The organism is Mycobacterium sp. MS1601 (assembly GCF_001984215.1).
Taxonomy (GTDB): domain Bacteria; phylum Actinomycetota; class Actinomycetes; order Mycobacteriales; family Mycobacteriaceae; genus Mycobacterium.
In genome coordinates this window covers 5,874,883-5,891,338 of the sequence record NZ_CP019420.1, presented here as the reverse complement: position 1 = coordinate 5,891,338, position 16,456 = coordinate 5,874,883, and the positions used below count along the sequence as shown (strand labels likewise).

The following is a 16,456-nucleotide window of genomic DNA, read 5'->3' as shown; positions in this document are numbered from 1 at the left end:
GCGGGGCGCGGCTCACTACAGCAGCCGAGCGGGCACCGTCGAAGCCCGGCTACGGTAGTAGCTGCCAGGCACCCAGTTCACCCGAGATCAGATGTGAGGGACTCTTGATCAGCTTGCCCGAACCGACATCCGTGGTGGCGGCGATCCCCAACTACAACATGGGTCAATCGCTGCAGCGTTTGCTACCGCAGGTGCTCAACCAGGGCTATGACCGGGTTCTCGTCCTGGACGACGCGTCCACCGACACCAGTGTGGACGTGGTGGCAGGTTTCGGGGGAGCCGTGGAGATGGTGCGCAGCCCGGTCAATCAGGGCGCAGGCGCCAACCGCAACCAGGTACTGGGGCAGGTCGAGGACAGCGACCTCATCCACTTCATCGACGCCGACATGGATCTGGCCACCGAGCACATCGGTTCCCTGGCTCGGGACCTGTACACCCGGTACGCAGCCCAGGGCGTCGGCGCGGTGGGTGGTCTGGTCAGTCGCGCCGACGGTAGCCAGGAGCCGTTCAACTTCGGGCCCGTCTTCTCACTCAAGACGGTGATGGCGTCCGCGCCGCCGATGCTGGATCGGATCCGGGACAAGCCCCGGTTGGTGCGGGCGATCCGTCGTATCGGTGTCCCGGGCCAGCAGTACTGGCCCGACGTGTTCGAGACCCCCGTCGCGCGCCCGGCCTACTGGTTGCACGAAGGCAACATGCTGATCAACGCAGGAGTGTTCGGCGCGGTGGGCGGCTACGACACCAAGGTCCGCTACCACGAGGCCCAGGACCTCGGGATCCGGCTGGAGCGGCTAGGCGTCAAGCGTCAGTTCGATCCGCAGATCGCCGTGGTGCACCACTACATCGACGTCCGCGGCAAAAGCCGCAGCAAGCAGGAGCGGGACTCGGTGCTGTACCTGATCCGCAAACACGGCGTGGCACGTTTCCTGACCGAGCGCTGAGCCGACTCAGGCGCCGGCGGGCACTCCGTGGGCGACGTCGAGGCGGTCGAACCTGCCGCTCTCGTACAGCTGCACACAGCTGGCGCGACGGATCTTGCCGCTGGTGGTGATGGGCAGAGCTCCACGGCCCACCAGCACGATGTCTGCGGGGCTGAGTTGATGTGCCTGGGAAATCGCGGCGGTCAGCTTGCCCTTGAGCGTGCTGAGCTTCTCGCGGAGGTCTTCGTCGCCGTTCTGGTGGGTCTTCACCTCGACGATCACCACCAGCTGCTCGGCACGGTCCTTGTCGACCGAGATGGCTGCTGCCCGGCCGTTGCTGATCTCCTGGACCGTGGCTTCGATGTCGTCGGGGTAGTGGTTGACACCGCGGACGATCAGCAGGTCCTTGATGCGTCCGACGATGAACAAGTCGCCGTCGGAAATGAATCCGAGATCCCCGGTGCGCAACCAGGGGCCGGCGTCGGTGCCGTCGGTCGGTTCGGCGATGGTGGCGCCGAACACGGTCTTGGTGAGTTCGGGCTTCTGCCAGTAGCCCACGCACACGTTGTCACCGCGAACCCAGATCTCACCGACGGTGTCGTCGGGCCGTACCAGCGCGGTCTCCGGATCGACGATCCGCACCGTGGGTGACGACGGCTTGCCGTAGCCGACGAGGGGAGTGCTGTTCTCCTCGGTGCTCACAGTGGCGCGACCGGCGGAGAGTTCCTCGGGTTCGAAGGACACCACGGTCGGCGGCTTGTTGGGTCCGTCGGTGGCCACGTACAACACGGCCTCGGCCAGTCCGTAGGACGGCCGCAGCGTCTCGGGCCGCAGCTTGAACCGTGCGAAGCGTTGGGCGAAACGTTTCAGCGTGGCGTCGTGCACCCGCTCGCTGCCGCTGATGAAGGCCAGCACCTGGCTCAGGTCCATCCCGTCCAGGTCGGCGTCCGAGGTGCGTCCCGCTGCCAGTTCGAAGGCGAAGTTGGGTCCTGCGGTCAGTGCGATCGGGTGGGTGGCCAGCAGCTGCATCCAGCGGGCCGGCCGGGCTAGGAAGGCCAGCGGCGTGGTGAACACCGTCTTCCACCCGCCCATGATGGGGGCGACGACACCGAGCAGCAGCCCCATGTCGTGGTAGAAGGGCAACCAGGACACCACCGTCGTGCCCATCGGGGCGACTCCGCCGCGGTCGGAGAAGTAGGCGTTGACCTGCTGCTCGAAATTCACCGCGAGGTTGTTGTGGGTGACCATGACACCGGCCGGGGTCCGAGTCGACCCGGATGTGTACTGCAGGTACGCCACCTCGGGTCGCTGGACGTTGCGCAGTGTCGACTTGCGCCGGGACTCCAGATCCAGTTCGTCGACGGCGATGACCGTCGGCGCCGTGCCCGACCCGTCGGGTTTGGCATAACCGGCCAGTACCTCGGTCAGCGCCGATGTCGTGAGGATCGCAGTCGGCGTCGAATCCGCCAGGACCGCGCTCACCCGCTCGTCGTGTTGGCCGGCGAATGGCATCGACAGCGGAACGGCGATCACGCCGGCCTGGAGTGCGCCCAGGAATGCGACAAGGTAGTCCAGGCCCTGCGGCGCGACGATGACGGCGCGGTCGCCGGGAGCCGCGCGGATACTGAGTTCCTCGGCCATGTTCAGAGTGCGCCGGTAGAGCTCCGCCCAGGTCAGCGTCTTTTCGACGCCTTCCCACTCCTGGTCGTAGTCCATGAAGACGAATGCGATGTCGGTCGGCTGCAGGCTCGCACGTTCCCGGAGTATCGCGGGAATCGATGACGCGGTCATGGAAGCGGCGCCCCGCATTTTCGCCCGGCAAACAATCCTTGAGACATCCCCCGAGCATAGGGCCAGTCGTGCTGTCGATGCGCGATAGGGCGCTCGAAACGGCGATCCTGCGCGTCGGCCGAGGGACTCACACTGCGCGGAAACACCGGTGCCGACAGTTCATCCGACGGTGCCGTCGAGACCCACCGCCACCGCGAGACCTGCCTCGGGTCAGTGGGGTGCAAGTCTTCGCTGGGGCTCGGTCTCAGCGTTGCGCAGCGCGCGGCCAGCAAACTGTTGTCAGCGCGAGACCCGGCTGAACCACTTGGTTTTGGTGCGCCAGGAGTGGGCGGCGGCGACGGCGAAAACCGCACCGCAGGTGCAGGCGAAGAGCCACACGGCTTTGCCTGCTTCCCACTCGGCGAATGCGGGCCAGTAGGCGGTGGCGATCCGAACCGCACAGGCGATGATGCCGCTTGCGGTGGCCACCAGGTAGACGTCGGCCATCATGCGCGAGCGCGGATCCTTGCGCAGGATCAGCAGCGCTCGCCCGCCATAGCCGAGGAGGTAGATGAGCATGCCGCACAGGAGCAGCCAGTAGGTGCTGAGCCAGAAGTCGGTGGGCACCGTGAAGAAGTCGGCCCGATAGATGGACGCGCCGTTTCCGAGGGAGAACAGCACCAGGAGAACGGGGATGCACAAGGTAGCCGGGCGTTCGACGTGTTCTTTGAACACGACGTGCATCGACTTGTCGTCGTGCAGGCGACCGAGCGCGTTGTAGACGATCGCTGATGCGGCCACGATGTAGGCGTCGTGACCGATGTAGTCTTCGAGGTTCCACTTGCCGGTCAGGTTGTAGAGCCACTGCCCGACAGTTTCGGATGCCAGTGGCGTCATGAGCAGGATTGCCAGACCCTGGAGCGCGACATTGAGTGTTGCGGCGACTTCCCAGCGGCAAGACCACGTAACCCGTCGGATCCACAGACTCCACGCGATGCACGCGATGGTGATGAAGATGAGACTGGCCAGTGCCATTTACCTGACGCCTTCTAGCTGAATTCGGGTCAGCAAATTGTAGCGCTAGAGCGGTGGCGCGTCATGGCGCGGCGACAATTCCGACAACCTCGGCAGCCGATGACGAATGCCGGTGGAAGTGGGAGCCACGACGGTTGACGTGGTGGTGTCGGGAATCGTCTGCACCATCAGTGGCGACGACTCGATGTAGTTCCAGACTTCCTGGCGCGTCATCAGCCCGAATCGCACCTGGAGGTCGGGATAGTTGAGGTCGAAACGATCTGCGACGAGGCGCAGCTCTTCGGCGTTGGGGTAGTCGCTCTCTTTGAGGCGGCGATAGTACGTGCTGCTGGAGACACCCAGCGCGTCGTAGATGTTCTTGGCTTCGACATCCCCGTCCAGGAGGTAGTCGAGCAGCGCTTTGAGCTGTCTGCCGTTCTCGTCTGTACGTGGCACCAATACACCATAGACCGAATCCCGGAATTGGGCACCAGCAACCACTACTTAGACAACACACGTTTTATTGACATGGCCGTCACACTTTCGGGATGAGTCTCCCAATTCTGGGACATCCGTGTACGGTTAGCCGCATGGCCGCTCCCTTTATCACACGGCAGCCCGGGCAGGTAGTCCGCGTAGCCGACCACAGCCCTGCCGGGGTTCCCGGCCACAAGGACATCGTTGCGCTGTCGGCCCCGCTGAGCGACGTCTTCAGCGCCGAGTTCGACGGCGCTGTCGAAGGTCTCGGCATCGCCGCGGATGCATTGCTGCTCGCTGCACTCGGCCGTGCCGTCGAGCGCACGCTGGGCGCAGGGTTCGTTGCCGTCGACATCGCCGACGGAAAGTTTGCGGGTGCCACTGTCTCACTGCGTTGTGCGTCCGCTCGCGACACCGACGCCAATGAGATGCTGCTGGAGACCGAGAGCATCCTGGGGTTGAGTGGGGTGCAGGCCGCGCCGGGGTTGGCTGGTGCCGAGGTCTCGTTGTCCCCGACAGGCGTGGCGCCGGTCGAGATCACCGAGACCCGCGCTCTGCAGCTGTGCGTCTCGCGTCGCGACGAACTGGTCCAGCTGGACTGGTGGTATGACCTGCGCCGGTTCAACAGCTTCACCGTCGAGGAGCTCGCCGAGCAGTACGTCCTTGCGCTCGTGGAACTCTCCTCCGAGGCCGCGGCGCCGTTGCACAGCTGATCAGGGCGATTTGCACTGGCCCGGTAGACTTTCGGTTCGAAACACCAACGGCGTCGATCCGGCCATCACCGGGGAGCTTTCGGAAGAACGGTCGCACCGGCGCGGCTCAGTAGAACCGAACGGGCAGGCCCGTCACAGCCTGTAATGAGCGGCCACGCCCTGCGCGTGTGCAAGCGGGGTGGTACCGCGGCGCTCGCGCTCACGCGCGTCGTCGTCCCCGTGCCATGGACGGCACGCAGGACGCAGGAGACGCAGTGACAGAACATCAGGCCTACCCCAAGCCTGCCGGTGGCACCCCGAGTTTTCCGGCTCTCGAAGCCGAGGTGCTCGCCTACTGGGAGGCCGACGACACCTTCCGAGCCAGCATCGCTCACCGCGACGGCGCACCCGAGTACGTCTTCTACGACGGTCCGCCCTTCGCCAACGGGCTGCCGCACTACGGCCACCTGCTGACCGGCTACGTCAAGGACATCGTTCCCCGCTACCGCACCATGCGTGGCTACAAGGTGGAACGCCGGTTCGGTTGGGACACGCACGGTCTGCCCGCCGAACTCGAGGTGCAGCGCCAACTGGGCATCACCGACAAGGCCCAGATCGAAGAGATGGGCATCGAGAAGTTCAACGACGCCTGCCGCGCGTCGGTACTCAAGTACACCGACGAATGGCGCAATTACGTCACCCGCCAGGCCCGCTGGGTGGACTTCGACAACGACTACAAGACCCTCGATCCCAGCTTCATGGAATCGGTGATCTGGGCGTTCAAGCAGTTGTGGGACAAGGGCCTGGCCTATGAGGGCGTCCGAGTGCTGCCGTACTGCTGGAATGACGAGACGCCGTTGTCCAGCCATGAGCTGCGCATGGACGACGACGTGTACCAGAGCCGCCAGGACCCGGCGATCACCGTCGGGTTCCGGGCTTGCGACGGTCCGCTGGCCGAATCGCACCTGCTGGTGTGGACCACCACGCCGTGGACCCTGCCGTCCAATCAGGCCGTGGCCGTGAACCCCGACGTCGCCTACGTTCAGGTCGAGGGCCCCGACGGTAAGCGATACGTGCTCGCCGAGGCTCGCCTGGCCGCCTACGCCCGCGAACTGGGGGAGGAGCCAACGGTCCTCGCCACCGTCACCGGCGAGCAACTGCTCGGCACCCGCTATCTGCCGCCCTTCCCGTACTTCACCGGTACCGACAAGGCGCACAACGCTTTCCAGGTGCTGCGCGGTGATTTCGTCACCACCGAGGACGGCACCGGCATCGTGCACATGGCTCCGGCCTACGGCGAAGACGACAAGGCCACCACCGACACCGTCGGAATCATCCCGGTCACGCCCGTCGACTCCAAGGGCCGCTTCGACGTCACCGTCCCGGACTACCAGGGCCAGCACGTCTTCGAGGCCAACCCGCACATCATCCGCGACCTGAAGAACGGCACCGGATCGGCGGCCGCCAACGGTGCGGTGCTGCTGAGGCATGAGACCTACGAGCACTCCTACCCACACTGCTGGCGTTGCCGTAACCCGCTGATCTATCGCGCGGTGTCGTCGTGGTTTGTCAAGGTCACCGAGTTCCGCGACCGCATGGTCGAACTCAACCAGCAGATCACCTGGTACCCCGAGCACGTCAAGGACGGCCAGTTCGGCAAGTGGCTGCAGGGTGCGCGTGACTGGTCGATTTCCCGAAACCGCTACTGGGGCACGCCGATTCCCGTGTGGAAGTCCGACGACCCGGCCTACCCCCGCATCGACGTGTACGGCAGTCTCGACGAGCTCGAACGCGATTTCGGAGTGCGCCCGGACAATCTGCACCGGCCGTTCATCGACGAGCTGACGCGTCCGAATCCCGACGACCCGACCGGCAAGTCGACCATGCGCCGCATCGAGGACGTGCTCGATGTGTGGTTCGACTCCGGCTCCATGCCGTACGCGCAGGTGCACTACCCGTTCGAGAACGAGGATTGGTACTCCGGGAAAGACGCCCATTTCCCGGGCGATTTCATCGTCGAATACATCGGGCAGACCCGTGGCTGGTTCTACACGCTGCACGTGCTGGCCACCGCGCTGTTCGACAAGCCGGCGTTCAAGACCTGTGTCAGCCACGGCATCGTGCTGGGCAACGACGGTCAGAAGATGAGCAAGTCACTGCGTAACTACCCGGATGTCTCCGAGGTGTTCGACCGCGACGGCTCCGACGCCATGCGCTGGTTCCTGATGGCCTCGCCGATCCTGCGCGGCGGTAACCTCATCGTCACCGAGCAGGGTATTCGCGAGGGCGTGCGGCAGGTGCTGCTGCCGCTGTGGAACGCCTACAGCTTCCTGACGCTGTACGCCCCGAAAGTCGGTACCTGGCGCACGGATTCGACGCACGTGCTGGACCGCTACATCCTGGCCAAGCTCGCCGAACTGCGTGACGGGCTCACCCCGGCACTGGACACCTGCGACATCTCGGGGGCGTGTGAGCAGCTGCGGCAGTTCACCGAGGCACTCACCAACTGGTATGTGCGGCGCTCGCGTAGCCGGTTCTGGGAAGAGGACGCCGACGCGATCGACACCCTGCACACCGTTCTGGAGGTCACCTCGCGGCTGGCGGCGCCGCTGCTGCCGCTGGCCACCGAGAAGATCTGGCAGGGCCTGACCGGCGGACGCTCGGTGCATCTGACCGACTGGCCCGCCGCCGATCTACTGCCGCACGACTCTCGCCTGGTCGCGGCGATGGACCAGGTGCGTCAGGTGGCCTCGGTCGGCTCGTCGCTGCGCAAGGCCAAGAAACTGCGGGTACGGCTGCCGTTGCCCAAACTGACTGTCGCGGTGGAAGATCCGGCTCAGCTGGCACCGTTCACCGATCTGATCGCCGATGAGCTGAACGTCAAGGCCGTGGAGCTCACCGATGACATCGCCGCTTTCGGGCGGTTCGAGTTGGCCGTCAACGCCCGCGTCGCGGGACCGCGCATCGGCAAGGACGTGCAGGCCGCCATCAAGGCTGTCAAAGCCGGTGAGGGAGTGGTGAATTCGGACGGCACGCTGACGGCCGGGCCCACCACGTTGTTGCCCGAGGAGTACACCTCCAAACTGGTGGCCGCCGACCCGGAGTTCACCGCGGCGCTGCCCGACGGTGCGGGCTTGGTGGTGCTGGACGGCAACGTCACCCCCGAGTTGGAGGCCGAGGGCTGGGCTCGGGATCTCATCCGTGAGCTCCAAGAATTCCGTCGTAGGGGTGATCTCGAAGTGGGGGACCGCGTCCTTTTGACCCTCACCGTGCCTGAGCTGCCGCAGGCTTGGGACTCGGCCTTTGAAACGCTGATGAGCAACGAGCTTCTGGCTCTGGAGTTCGCCATCGTGGAGGACGCACGTACACGGCTGAGCGAGCAGGATTCCGCTGAGCTGGATTCCGGCAACGGCTCGGTTAGCCGTGACGGCGACGTGCTGACTGGCCGGGTGGGCCGTGGCTACCCGGTCCGGATGGAGAAGGCGAAGGTCTGACCGGCGCGAAGTCAGCCGTCGATCACGCGGGCACTGCTGCCGGCGTAGGCCACGACGTCGCCGGGGCGCAGTTGGCGACCCCGGCGACGCTCGACTTCGCCATTGACGCTCACCAGCCCGTCGGCGATCACTGCCTTGGCGTCGGCGCCCGAATCGATCAGCCCTGCGGCCTGCAGGAACTGACCGAGCCGGATGACGCCGATGATGGGGACCTCGCCTGCACTCACCGGGTCAGGGTACTAATTCAGGCGGGGGTCGATCAGATACTTGCTGCCCACGCCCTTGGCCATGTCCTCGAGGCTGTCGATCAGCTGGTCCAGTGGACGCACCTCGGTGATCAGGTCCTCGCCGTTGAGCTGGCCGGTCTCGATGAGCCGCAGCGCCCGTTCGACGTACAGCGGTTCGTGGTGGAACACGCCGGTGACGGTGTACTCGAAGTAGTGCATGTCATTGGCGTTGAGCTTGAACTCGGCGCCCACCGGCGGGCCACCGAACATCACGGCCTTGCCGCCGGGGCGCAGGCACTTGGCGGTCTGCTCCCAGACCTGGGGCAGTCCGACGGCCTCGATGGCCACGTCGGCACCCTTGCCGTACGGGGTGAGCGCACGCACGGCGGCGGCTACCTCGTCGATGCCGGGGTGGGTGGAGATGTCGATGATCTCCTTGGCGCCCATCTTCTTGGCGGCCTCGAGTCGGAACGGCGACTGGTCGACGGCGATGACGTGCGCGCCGCGCAGGGTCGCGAGTCGGATGAACATCTGGCCGATCGGACCGGCGCCGTTGACGGCGACGACGTCACCGAGTTCGATTCCGCTGACGTACATTCCGTGCACCACGGTGGCCAGTGGTTCCAGCGGGGCGACTGAGGCGAACGAGGTGGTGTCCGCTATCTGATAGGTATTGCGCCGCACGATGGCCGCGGGAATCACGACTTCCTGGGCGAAGGCGCCGTTGAGGAACTCGAGGTTCTCGCAGAGGCTCAGCCGGCCTGCCTTGCACGCCCAGCAGCCCCCGCAGGGTGCGGTGTTGGCGGCTACCACTCGCATGCCGGGTTCGAAGTCGGTGACGCCGGCGCCCACGCGGGTGACCACGCCGGCGAACTCGTGGCCGAACGGCGCCGGGAAGCTCTTGAACAGTTTGTGGTGTCCGCGGCGGTAGGCCTTGAGGTCGGTGCCGCAGGTGGCGGCGGCGTGCACCTCGACGACGACTTCACCGGCTTCGGGGTTGCGGGTGGGGACGTCCTCGATCCGCAGGTCGCCGGGGCCGTAGAAGACGGCTGCGCGCATTGGTGTTCTCCCTGTGTCATCAGCGCAGCGGCCTGCACTGCTCATGTCAAAAATAACATTATCGGTGTTTGATTTAACTTATTGGATCATGCCATCCCAGCGTCAATTCGCGCCCGGTGCCACGGTGACGCTGCCGTGTTGCTGGCGCAGCCCGTCGATCGTGGACTCCGGCGTCGCGGAATCGACCACGATGTGGTCGAAGTCGGACAGCGCACACAGTTTGAACAGTGCACGCCGCTCGAACTTGGTGTGGTCGACCACCAGCACCCGGGACTCGGCCGCCGCGATCAGCGCCCGCTTCACCGAAATGGTGTCCTGACGCTGGTGATAGCAGGCGTTGCCCGTCACTGCCGAGGTCGACATGATCAGCACGTCGGCATGCAGAGCCGCGATGGAGTCCAGCGTCATCTGCCCCATGAATGCGTTGCACCAGGCGCGGAACTCGCCGCCGAGCTGGACGAGTTCCACCTCCTCGGCGGCCACCAGGCCGTTGATGACGCTGAGGCTGTTGCTGGCCACGGTCAGTGGAGCCTTGGTGGTCAGCATGTCCAGCAGCGGTAGCACAGTGGTCGAATCATCCAGCATCACGGTGTGGCCAGGCTGGATGAACTCCAGCGCCGCCGACGCGAGTGCGCGTTTCTCGTCGCGTTGCTGGCTGCGCCGGTAAGCATCATTGGATTCCACGGTGCTCGACGGCAGGGCCGTGGCGACGCCGCGGGACTTCCGCAGGACGTTCTGGGTTTCGAGCCGGTCGAGATCACGGTGAATGGTCATCACGCTGACGTCGAACATCCGCGCCAGGTCCTCGATGGCAACGGACCCTGCTGCCATCACGGCCTCGGTGACAAGGCGGTGGCGCTCCTCCTGGCGCGCTGCCGCCTTGCCGTTCTGACCCGGGCTGTTCATGACTTTCCTCCCGACCGGCTCGACTGCCGTCCGACTCTAGATCTTTGTGGCCGGGCCCCCCACCCGGCTCCTTCGTCGCCGCCTCGTCGACCCGGCTAGTTCTCGTTGGCCATGTCGCCGGTTTCGATGTTCTTGTCGATCACCTCGGGTAGCCGGTCCAGCAGCGCCTGCCGGTCGGTGACGACGTTCTTGAGCACCTCGTCGATGTTGCTCGAGTCCACCGGGGGCATGGTGTAGATGAACTCCCGCGACATGTCCTCACCGTCGGCCACCCGCTTGGCCACCGCCAGGCCGTCGGCCAGTTCGATGGTGCCGTGCTGCAACGACGTGCCGATGAAGTCGCCGGACTTGACGGCGTTGAGGCCGTCCTCGATACCGTCGATGCCGACGATCGGGATGTTGAGGCCGGATTCCTTGATGGCCTGCAGCGCGCCGAGGCCCATGTCGTCGTTCTGGGCGACGATGCCGTCGATCTCGGGGCCGAATGCGGTGATCCAGTTGCGCATCTTGTTCACCGCGATGTCGCGCGTGTTGTCGCCGGTGTCCATCGCCAGCACGTTGATGCCGGGGTTGGCTGCCAGGACTTCCTTGTTGCCTGCGGTGCGGTCGATTTCGTACGACGAGCCGAGTTTGGTCTGCAGGATCACGATGTTGCCCTGGCCGCCGAGGTGTTCGACCATCTGTTCCATCTGCTGCTTGCCGGCCGCGACGTCATCGGGCAGCACGGTGGCCGCCAGGCCGCTGCTGTCGGACAGCGCGGCGTTGACGGCCAGCACCGGGACGCCCGCGTTGTTGGCCGAGGTGATCTGCGGTCCCAGCGAGTCCGCCTGCACCGGAACGATGATGATGGCGTCGACACCCTGGTTGATGTACTGATCCACCTGGTCGGCCTGCGTGGCGACGTCGCCGCCTGCGGACTTCCACACCAGTTCGATGTCGTTGGCCGCGGCGTAGGTCTCCATCCCTGACTGGCCCGCGGTGATGAACGAACTCATGTCGTAGACCGTCACGCCGATGGTCTTGCGGTCGCTGTCGGCGCTGGTGTCACCCGCCCCGCAGGCGGTCAGTGCCATGGTCACGACTGCGGTGCCGGCCAGTGCCGCGAGCTTCACCGATCGCGTCTTCAAAAGTGTCATCTCTTCCCTTCGCGACTGAGCATCTTCACATTGTGATGTGAGAAATCACATGCTAGCCGTGATTTATATCAAGTCAAGATCGCCCTGTGGTCACGGTCACGCGGGCTTGGGTTGTCCGTAGGTGCCGAACTTCGCGACCACCAGATCCAGCTCCTCGGGGCTGATCTCGCGCGGGGTGCCCACCGCGGAGGCGCGCAGCCACACGTCGCACAGCCACTCCAGCTGGCTCACTTTGTCGAAGGCGTGTCCCAGTGAGTGGGAGAACGCGATGGTGCCGTGGTTGGCCAAGATGGTGGCGCTGCGCTCGTGCAGGGCGGCCGCCATGGCGTCGGCCAGTTCGGGGGTGCCGTAGGTGCGGTAGGGCGCCACCTTCACCTGGCCGCCGAACATGGCCAGCTGGTAGTGCACCAGCGGAACCGCGTCACGCAGCAGCGAAAGGGCCGTCGCCGCAGCCGAATGTGTGTGCACAACGGCGGTGGCGTCGAAGTCGGAGTAGCAGCGCAGATGCATCGGCAGCTCGCTGGTGGGCTTGAGCTCGCCGTCTACGACGGTGCCGTCGAGTCGCACCACGGGGACGTCTTCGGGGCGCATGGTGGCGTAGTCGACGCCCGAGGGTGTCACCGCGATCAGGTCGTCCACCCGCAGTGAGATGTTGCCGGAGGTGCCCACCACCAGTCCGTCGGAGGTCAGTCGGTTGGCGTACTTGACCACCTCGGCGCGGGCCGAGTCTAGGTTGGTTACAGCGGGTGTCACGGTGGGGCCTTTCGTCGAGAGACAACGGGCCGCGGCGTGCGGCTCCGTGGAGATGTCTGGGCACTTATCTAACACAATGCATGTTATAACTAACACTGTTGCATGGGTCACTCTGTCAAACTGTCACGAGGAGGAGCGCGCCGATGGCCGATCGCGATCTGGTGCTGGCTGTCGACTGTTCGACCAGCGGCGCCAAAGCGGTGGTGTTCGGACCCGACGGCCGCTCACTGAGCTCGGGCCGGGCCACGTTCACCATGGCCAAGACTCCGGAGGGCCGCCACGAGCAGAACGCCCATGACTGGTGGCGCACCACCAGCTCGGTCATCAGCCAGGCCATGGCGAGCGTCGAACCCAGCCGGGTGGCCGCGGTGACCGTCACCCACCAGCGTGAGACGTTCGTCTGCGTCGACGCCCACGGCGAGCCGCTGCGACCGGCGATCGTGTGGGCCGACAACCGGTCCATCCCGCAGGTCGAGGAGTTGGGCTCCGATGAAACCCACCGGATCTCCGGTCGTGTCCCGGACATCACTCCGGCCATCTTCAAGCTGGCCTGGCTCAAGGAACACGAATCCGACATGCTCCGCTCGGCGACGTGCATCGCCGACGTGGCCGCCTACCTGCATTGGCGGCTGACCGGGCGGTGGGTGACCAGCGCCTCCAGCGGCGACTCGCTGGGCCTGATGGACCTGGCATCACGGGAGTGGTCGCCGACGCTGTGTGAGATCGCCGGTGTCGACATCGCCCAACTCCCGGAGATCGCCACCCCCGGCACGGTCATCGGCGCCGTCGAGGGCGCCGTCGCCGAACAGTTGGGCCTGACACCGGGGACTCCGGTGATCGCCGCCGCCGGCGACGGCCAGTGCGCAGCCCTGGGCACCGGTGTCTCCGATGCCGACACCATGTACCTCAATGTCGGTACCGCGCTGGTCGCCGGCTACGTCTCCCCGGAGTACCGCTGGTCACGCAAGTACCGCACGGTGCTCGACGGCGCCGGACAGGGATTCCTGCTCGAGGCGTTCACGCTCTCGGGCGCTTACCTCATCACATGGTTCGTCGACACCTTCGCGCCGGCGTTGTTGGCCCAGGGGGCTGACCCGTCCTGTGCGGCGCGGGAGAAGGACCTCGAGGCGGGTGCGCTGTCGGTGCCGCCGGGCAGCGACGGCCTGTTCACCGTTCCGTACTGGAACGGCTCGCAGACCCCGTACTGGGAGGGCAATGCCCGAGGAACCGTCCTCGGCTGGTCGGGCATCCACACCGGCGCCCACTTCTACCGCTCGATCCTGGAGGGGTCTGCCTTCGAGGTGCGCCTGCAGGTCGAAGGCATGGTGGCGGACACCGGCATACCGGTGCGGCGGTTCCTGGCCACCGGTGGTGGCTCCCGCAGCCCGTTGTGGTCGCAGATCATCGCCGACGTCACCGGCATGCAGGTCGACATCTGCGCCGAATCGGAGACCACCGCCCTGGGCGCGGCCATGATGGCCAGCTGTGCGGCGGGCATCCACACCGACCTGCGGGCCGCCGCCGCCGCGATGACGCGCACCGTCAAATCCATCGCCCCGCAGCCCGAGGTGTCCCAGCAGTACGACGAGCTCTACAAGCGCTACTTGACCATCTATCCGACTGTCCGGGAGATCTGTCAGCGTTGACGTCGGTGTGCGCGCCTACGATCATCACTCGTGAGTGACAGGTGGGTGCTGCACCTGGACATGGACGCGTTCTTCGCCTCCGTCGAGCAACTCACCCGACCCACCCTGCAGGGTCGTCCCGTGCTGGTCGGCGGGCTGGGCGGGCGGGGTGTGGTGGCGGGCGCCAGTTACGAGGCCCGGGTGTTCGGCGCCCGGTCGGCGATGCCGATGCACCAGGCGCGGCGCCTGGTCGGATCCCACGCCGTGGTGCTGCCGCCCCGCGGTGTGGTCTACGGACTGGCCAGCAGGCGGGTGTTCCAGACCATCCGTGCAGTGGTCCCGGTTCTGGAACAGTTGTCCTTCGATGAGGCGTTCGGCGAGCCGGTCGAGCTGGCCGGTGCTACTGCCGCCGACGTCGACGCCTTCTGTGAGCAGCTGCGCACCCGGGTGCGCGAGGAAACCGGCCTGGTGGCGTCGGTGGGCGCCGGCTCGGGAAAACAGATCGCCAAGATCGCCTCCGGACTGGCCAAACCCGACGGCATCCGGGTGGTGCGCCGCGACGAGGAACCCCTGCTGCTCGACGGGTTACCGGTGCGACGGCTGTGGGGAATCGGCCCGGTGGCCGAGGACAAACTGCACCGCCTCGGCATCGAGACCGTCGGGCAGTTCGCGGCGCTTGCCGAGTCGGAGGTGGCCAGCATCCTGGGCGCCACCGTCGGTCCGGCGCTGCACCGGCTGGCCCGCGGTATCGATGACCGGCCGGTCGCGGAGCGGGCCGAGGCCAAACAGATCAGCGCCGAGTCCACCTTCGCCGCCGACCTCACCACCCTCGAGCAGCTGCGGGAGGCGGCCGGGCCCATCGCCGAGCATGCCCACAAGCGGTTGCTGCGGGACGGCCGCGGCGCCCGGACGGTCACGGTCAAGCTGAAGAAGTCGGATATGTCCACGCTCACCCGCTCGGCCACCCTGCCGTACGCCACCGCCGAGGCGTCCACGCTGGCCGCCACCGCTCGCAAGCTGCTTCTCGATCCAGTTGAGATAGGTCCGGTCCGGCTGCTCGGGGTGGGCTTCTCCGGCTTGTCCGACGTCCGCCAGGAGTCGCTGTTCCCGGATCTGGATCAAGGGCAGCCGCAGGAGATCACGGTCGGGGAGGCGGCCCGGGTTCCGGTGGCCAGCCCCGACATCGGCGGATGGCGCATCGGCGACGACGTTCGCCACACCGAATGGGGACACGGCTGGATTCAGGGCGCGGGCCACGGGGTGATGACGATCCGGTTCGAGACCCGCGCCGGCGGCCCCGGAATCGCGCGGACGTTTCCCGTCGACACCGCCGACATCACCCGCGCCAATCCTGTCGACAGCCTGGACTGGCCAGATTTCGTCGACGATCTGGAGAGCTCAGCCGAGCCGGGCGACGATCTCGGCGGGCGGTAGTCCCGCAGCCAGTGCGGCCATCAGCAGCACCCGGGCCTGCGGTGGGCGCAGTCTGGGCACCACCAGGGCTCCGGCGTCCACCAGCGCTGCGCCGGGTCCGTACCCGGGACTGACCCGTCCGCCCGGCACCCGGGTGGACACCAGCACCGTCACCCCGGCGGCGCAGTGCCTGGCCACCCCATCGATCACGGCGGCGCCGGCGTTGCCCGAGCCCAGCGCCTCCAGTACCAGCCCCCGCGCTCCCGCTGCCACGAAAGCGTCCATTGCCACTGCGTCGGCGCCGGCGTACACCGGCACCACATCCACCCGGGGCGACCTCGATGCGCGCAACCTGCCCACAAACGCGCGCTCTTTCTCACCGACCTGCACTCCGTCGGCCGACACGGTGCCCACCAGCGGGCCGGTGAACCCACTGAGATCCGCGGTGGCAACCTTCTGTAAACCCAAAGGGTGCAACACTTTTCCGGCGAAACAGACAGTCACTCCGGCAACGGTCGGGCTGCTGGCCACCGCCAGGGCGTCCCGAAGGTTGCCCGGCCCGTCGGCGTCGGGGGCATCGGAACTGCGTTGGGCACCGGTCAACACCACCGGGACCGGGCCGTCATACGTCAGCTCCAGCCACAGCGCCGTCTCCTCCATGGTGTCGGTGCCGTGGGTGATCACCACCCCGTCCGCGCCTCCGGCCACCGCGGCGGTCACCGCGTCCGACATCACATCCCAGTCGCTGGGGCCCAGCATCGAGCTGTCCACCGACATCAGCTCGACGGTGTCGACGGCAATCGTGGGCGACACCGAGGTCAACAGGTCGCTGCCGCTGCGGGTGGGCCGCTTGACTCCGTCGGTATCGGTGCTGGTGGCAATCGTGCCACCGGTGGCGATCACGATCAGGCGCGGCATGCGCCGATCATGCCTGATGATGGCGGCTGCTGCGGTTAGGGGATGATGGTCG

General features: G+C 66.3%; 14 protein-coding genes. 5 read left to right on the top strand and 9 right to left on the bottom strand.

Translation table 11 applies throughout. The annotated features are described in order from the left end of the window. Positions 1 to 113: 113 nt before the first annotated feature. The gene (locus BVC93_RS28135; protein WP_236950153.1) at positions 114 to 941 is read left to right on the top strand and encodes a glycosyltransferase family 2 protein; all 828 of its coding nucleotides are present in this window, start codon (positions 114 to 116) and stop codon (positions 939 to 941) included. A 6-nt stretch (positions 942 to 947) separates the two neighbouring features. Here BVC93_RS28135 and BVC93_RS28130 read toward each other — a convergent pair whose 3' ends face one another. The 3 genes from BVC93_RS28130 to BVC93_RS28120 form a co-directional block, all read right to left on the bottom strand. Further along, positions 948 to 2,711, bottom strand: coding sequence for an AMP-binding protein (locus BVC93_RS28130; protein ID WP_083740276.1), 1,764 nt, complete (start codon positions 2,709 to 2,711; stop codon positions 948 to 950). Between the two features lie 279 nt (positions 2,712 to 2,990). Next, a complete protein-coding gene (locus BVC93_RS28125; RefSeq protein ID WP_083740275.1) occupies positions 2,991 to 3,725 on the bottom strand; it encodes a hypothetical protein in 735 nt (244 codons plus the stop codon). A gap of 45 nt (positions 3,726 to 3,770) precedes the next feature. Further along, complete coding sequence (locus BVC93_RS28120) at positions 3,771 to 4,160, bottom strand: transcriptional regulator (protein WP_083741421.1); 390 nt, start codon at positions 4,158 to 4,160, stop codon at positions 3,771 to 3,773. Between the two features lie 134 nt (positions 4,161 to 4,294). Between BVC93_RS28120 and BVC93_RS28115 the strand changes: the two genes are divergently transcribed. Together BVC93_RS28115 and ileS are read left to right on the top strand one after the other, a co-directional pair. Further along, positions 4,295 to 4,894 (top strand): hypothetical protein, encoded by a 600-nt coding sequence (locus tag BVC93_RS28115; protein ID WP_083740274.1) that lies wholly within the window; start codon positions 4,295 to 4,297, stop codon positions 4,892 to 4,894. 224 nt (positions 4,895 to 5,118) lie between these two features. Further along, the gene (gene ileS / locus BVC93_RS28110) at positions 5,119 to 8,367 is read left to right on the top strand and encodes an isoleucine--tRNA ligase (RefSeq protein ID WP_083740273.1); all 3,249 of its coding nucleotides are present in this window, start codon (positions 5,119 to 5,121) and stop codon (positions 8,365 to 8,367) included. Positions 8,368 to 8,378: 11 nt separating this feature from the next. Here the strand turns inward: ileS and BVC93_RS28105 are convergent, their stop codons facing one another. From BVC93_RS28105 to BVC93_RS28085, 5 genes are all read right to left on the bottom strand, one after another. Beyond that, positions 8,379 to 8,594, bottom strand: a complete 216-nt coding sequence (locus BVC93_RS28105) for an RNA-binding S4 domain-containing protein (protein WP_083740272.1) — start codon at positions 8,592 to 8,594, stop codon at positions 8,379 to 8,381. A 12-nt stretch (positions 8,595 to 8,606) separates the two neighbouring features. Continuing rightward, positions 8,607 to 9,653, bottom strand: a complete 1,047-nt coding sequence (locus BVC93_RS28100) for a zinc-dependent alcohol dehydrogenase (RefSeq protein WP_083740271.1) — start codon at positions 9,651 to 9,653, stop codon at positions 8,607 to 8,609. Positions 9,654 to 9,755: 102 nt separating this feature from the next. Then, positions 9,756 to 10,559 carry a DeoR/GlpR family DNA-binding transcription regulator gene (locus BVC93_RS28095; RefSeq protein WP_083740270.1) on the bottom strand — a complete coding sequence of 268 codons (804 nt, stop codon included), beginning with the start codon at positions 10,557 to 10,559 and terminating at the stop codon, positions 9,756 to 9,758. A 95-nt stretch (positions 10,560 to 10,654) separates the two neighbouring features. After that, a complete protein-coding gene (locus tag BVC93_RS28090) occupies positions 10,655 to 11,695 on the bottom strand; it encodes a substrate-binding domain-containing protein (RefSeq protein ID WP_083740269.1) in 1,041 nt (346 codons plus the stop codon). A gap of 96 nt (positions 11,696 to 11,791) precedes the next feature. Further along, positions 11,792 to 12,448, bottom strand: a complete 657-nt coding sequence (locus tag BVC93_RS28085; protein WP_083740268.1) for a class II aldolase/adducin family protein — start codon at positions 12,446 to 12,448, stop codon at positions 11,792 to 11,794. A gap of 143 nt (positions 12,449 to 12,591) precedes the next feature. Here BVC93_RS28085 and BVC93_RS28080 point away from each other — a divergent pair, with 143 nt between their 5' ends. Further along, positions 12,592 to 14,094: a xylulokinase gene (locus tag BVC93_RS28080; RefSeq protein WP_083740267.1), complete on the top strand. Its 1,503-nt coding sequence runs from the start codon at positions 12,592 to 12,594 to the stop codon at positions 14,092 to 14,094. A gap of 30 nt (positions 14,095 to 14,124) precedes the next feature. Further along, entirely contained in the window at positions 14,125 to 15,507 is a 1,383-nt protein-coding gene (locus BVC93_RS28075; protein WP_157517113.1) for a DNA polymerase IV, read from the top strand. Here BVC93_RS28075 and BVC93_RS28070 read toward each other — a convergent pair. Beyond that, on the bottom strand, positions 15,472 to 16,404 hold the full coding sequence (locus tag BVC93_RS28070) for an asparaginase (RefSeq protein ID WP_083740266.1): 933 nt from the start codon (positions 16,402 to 16,404) through the stop codon (positions 15,472 to 15,474). The genes BVC93_RS28075 and BVC93_RS28070 overlap by 36 nt on opposite strands. Between the last annotated feature and the right edge of the window lie 52 nt (positions 16,405 to 16,456).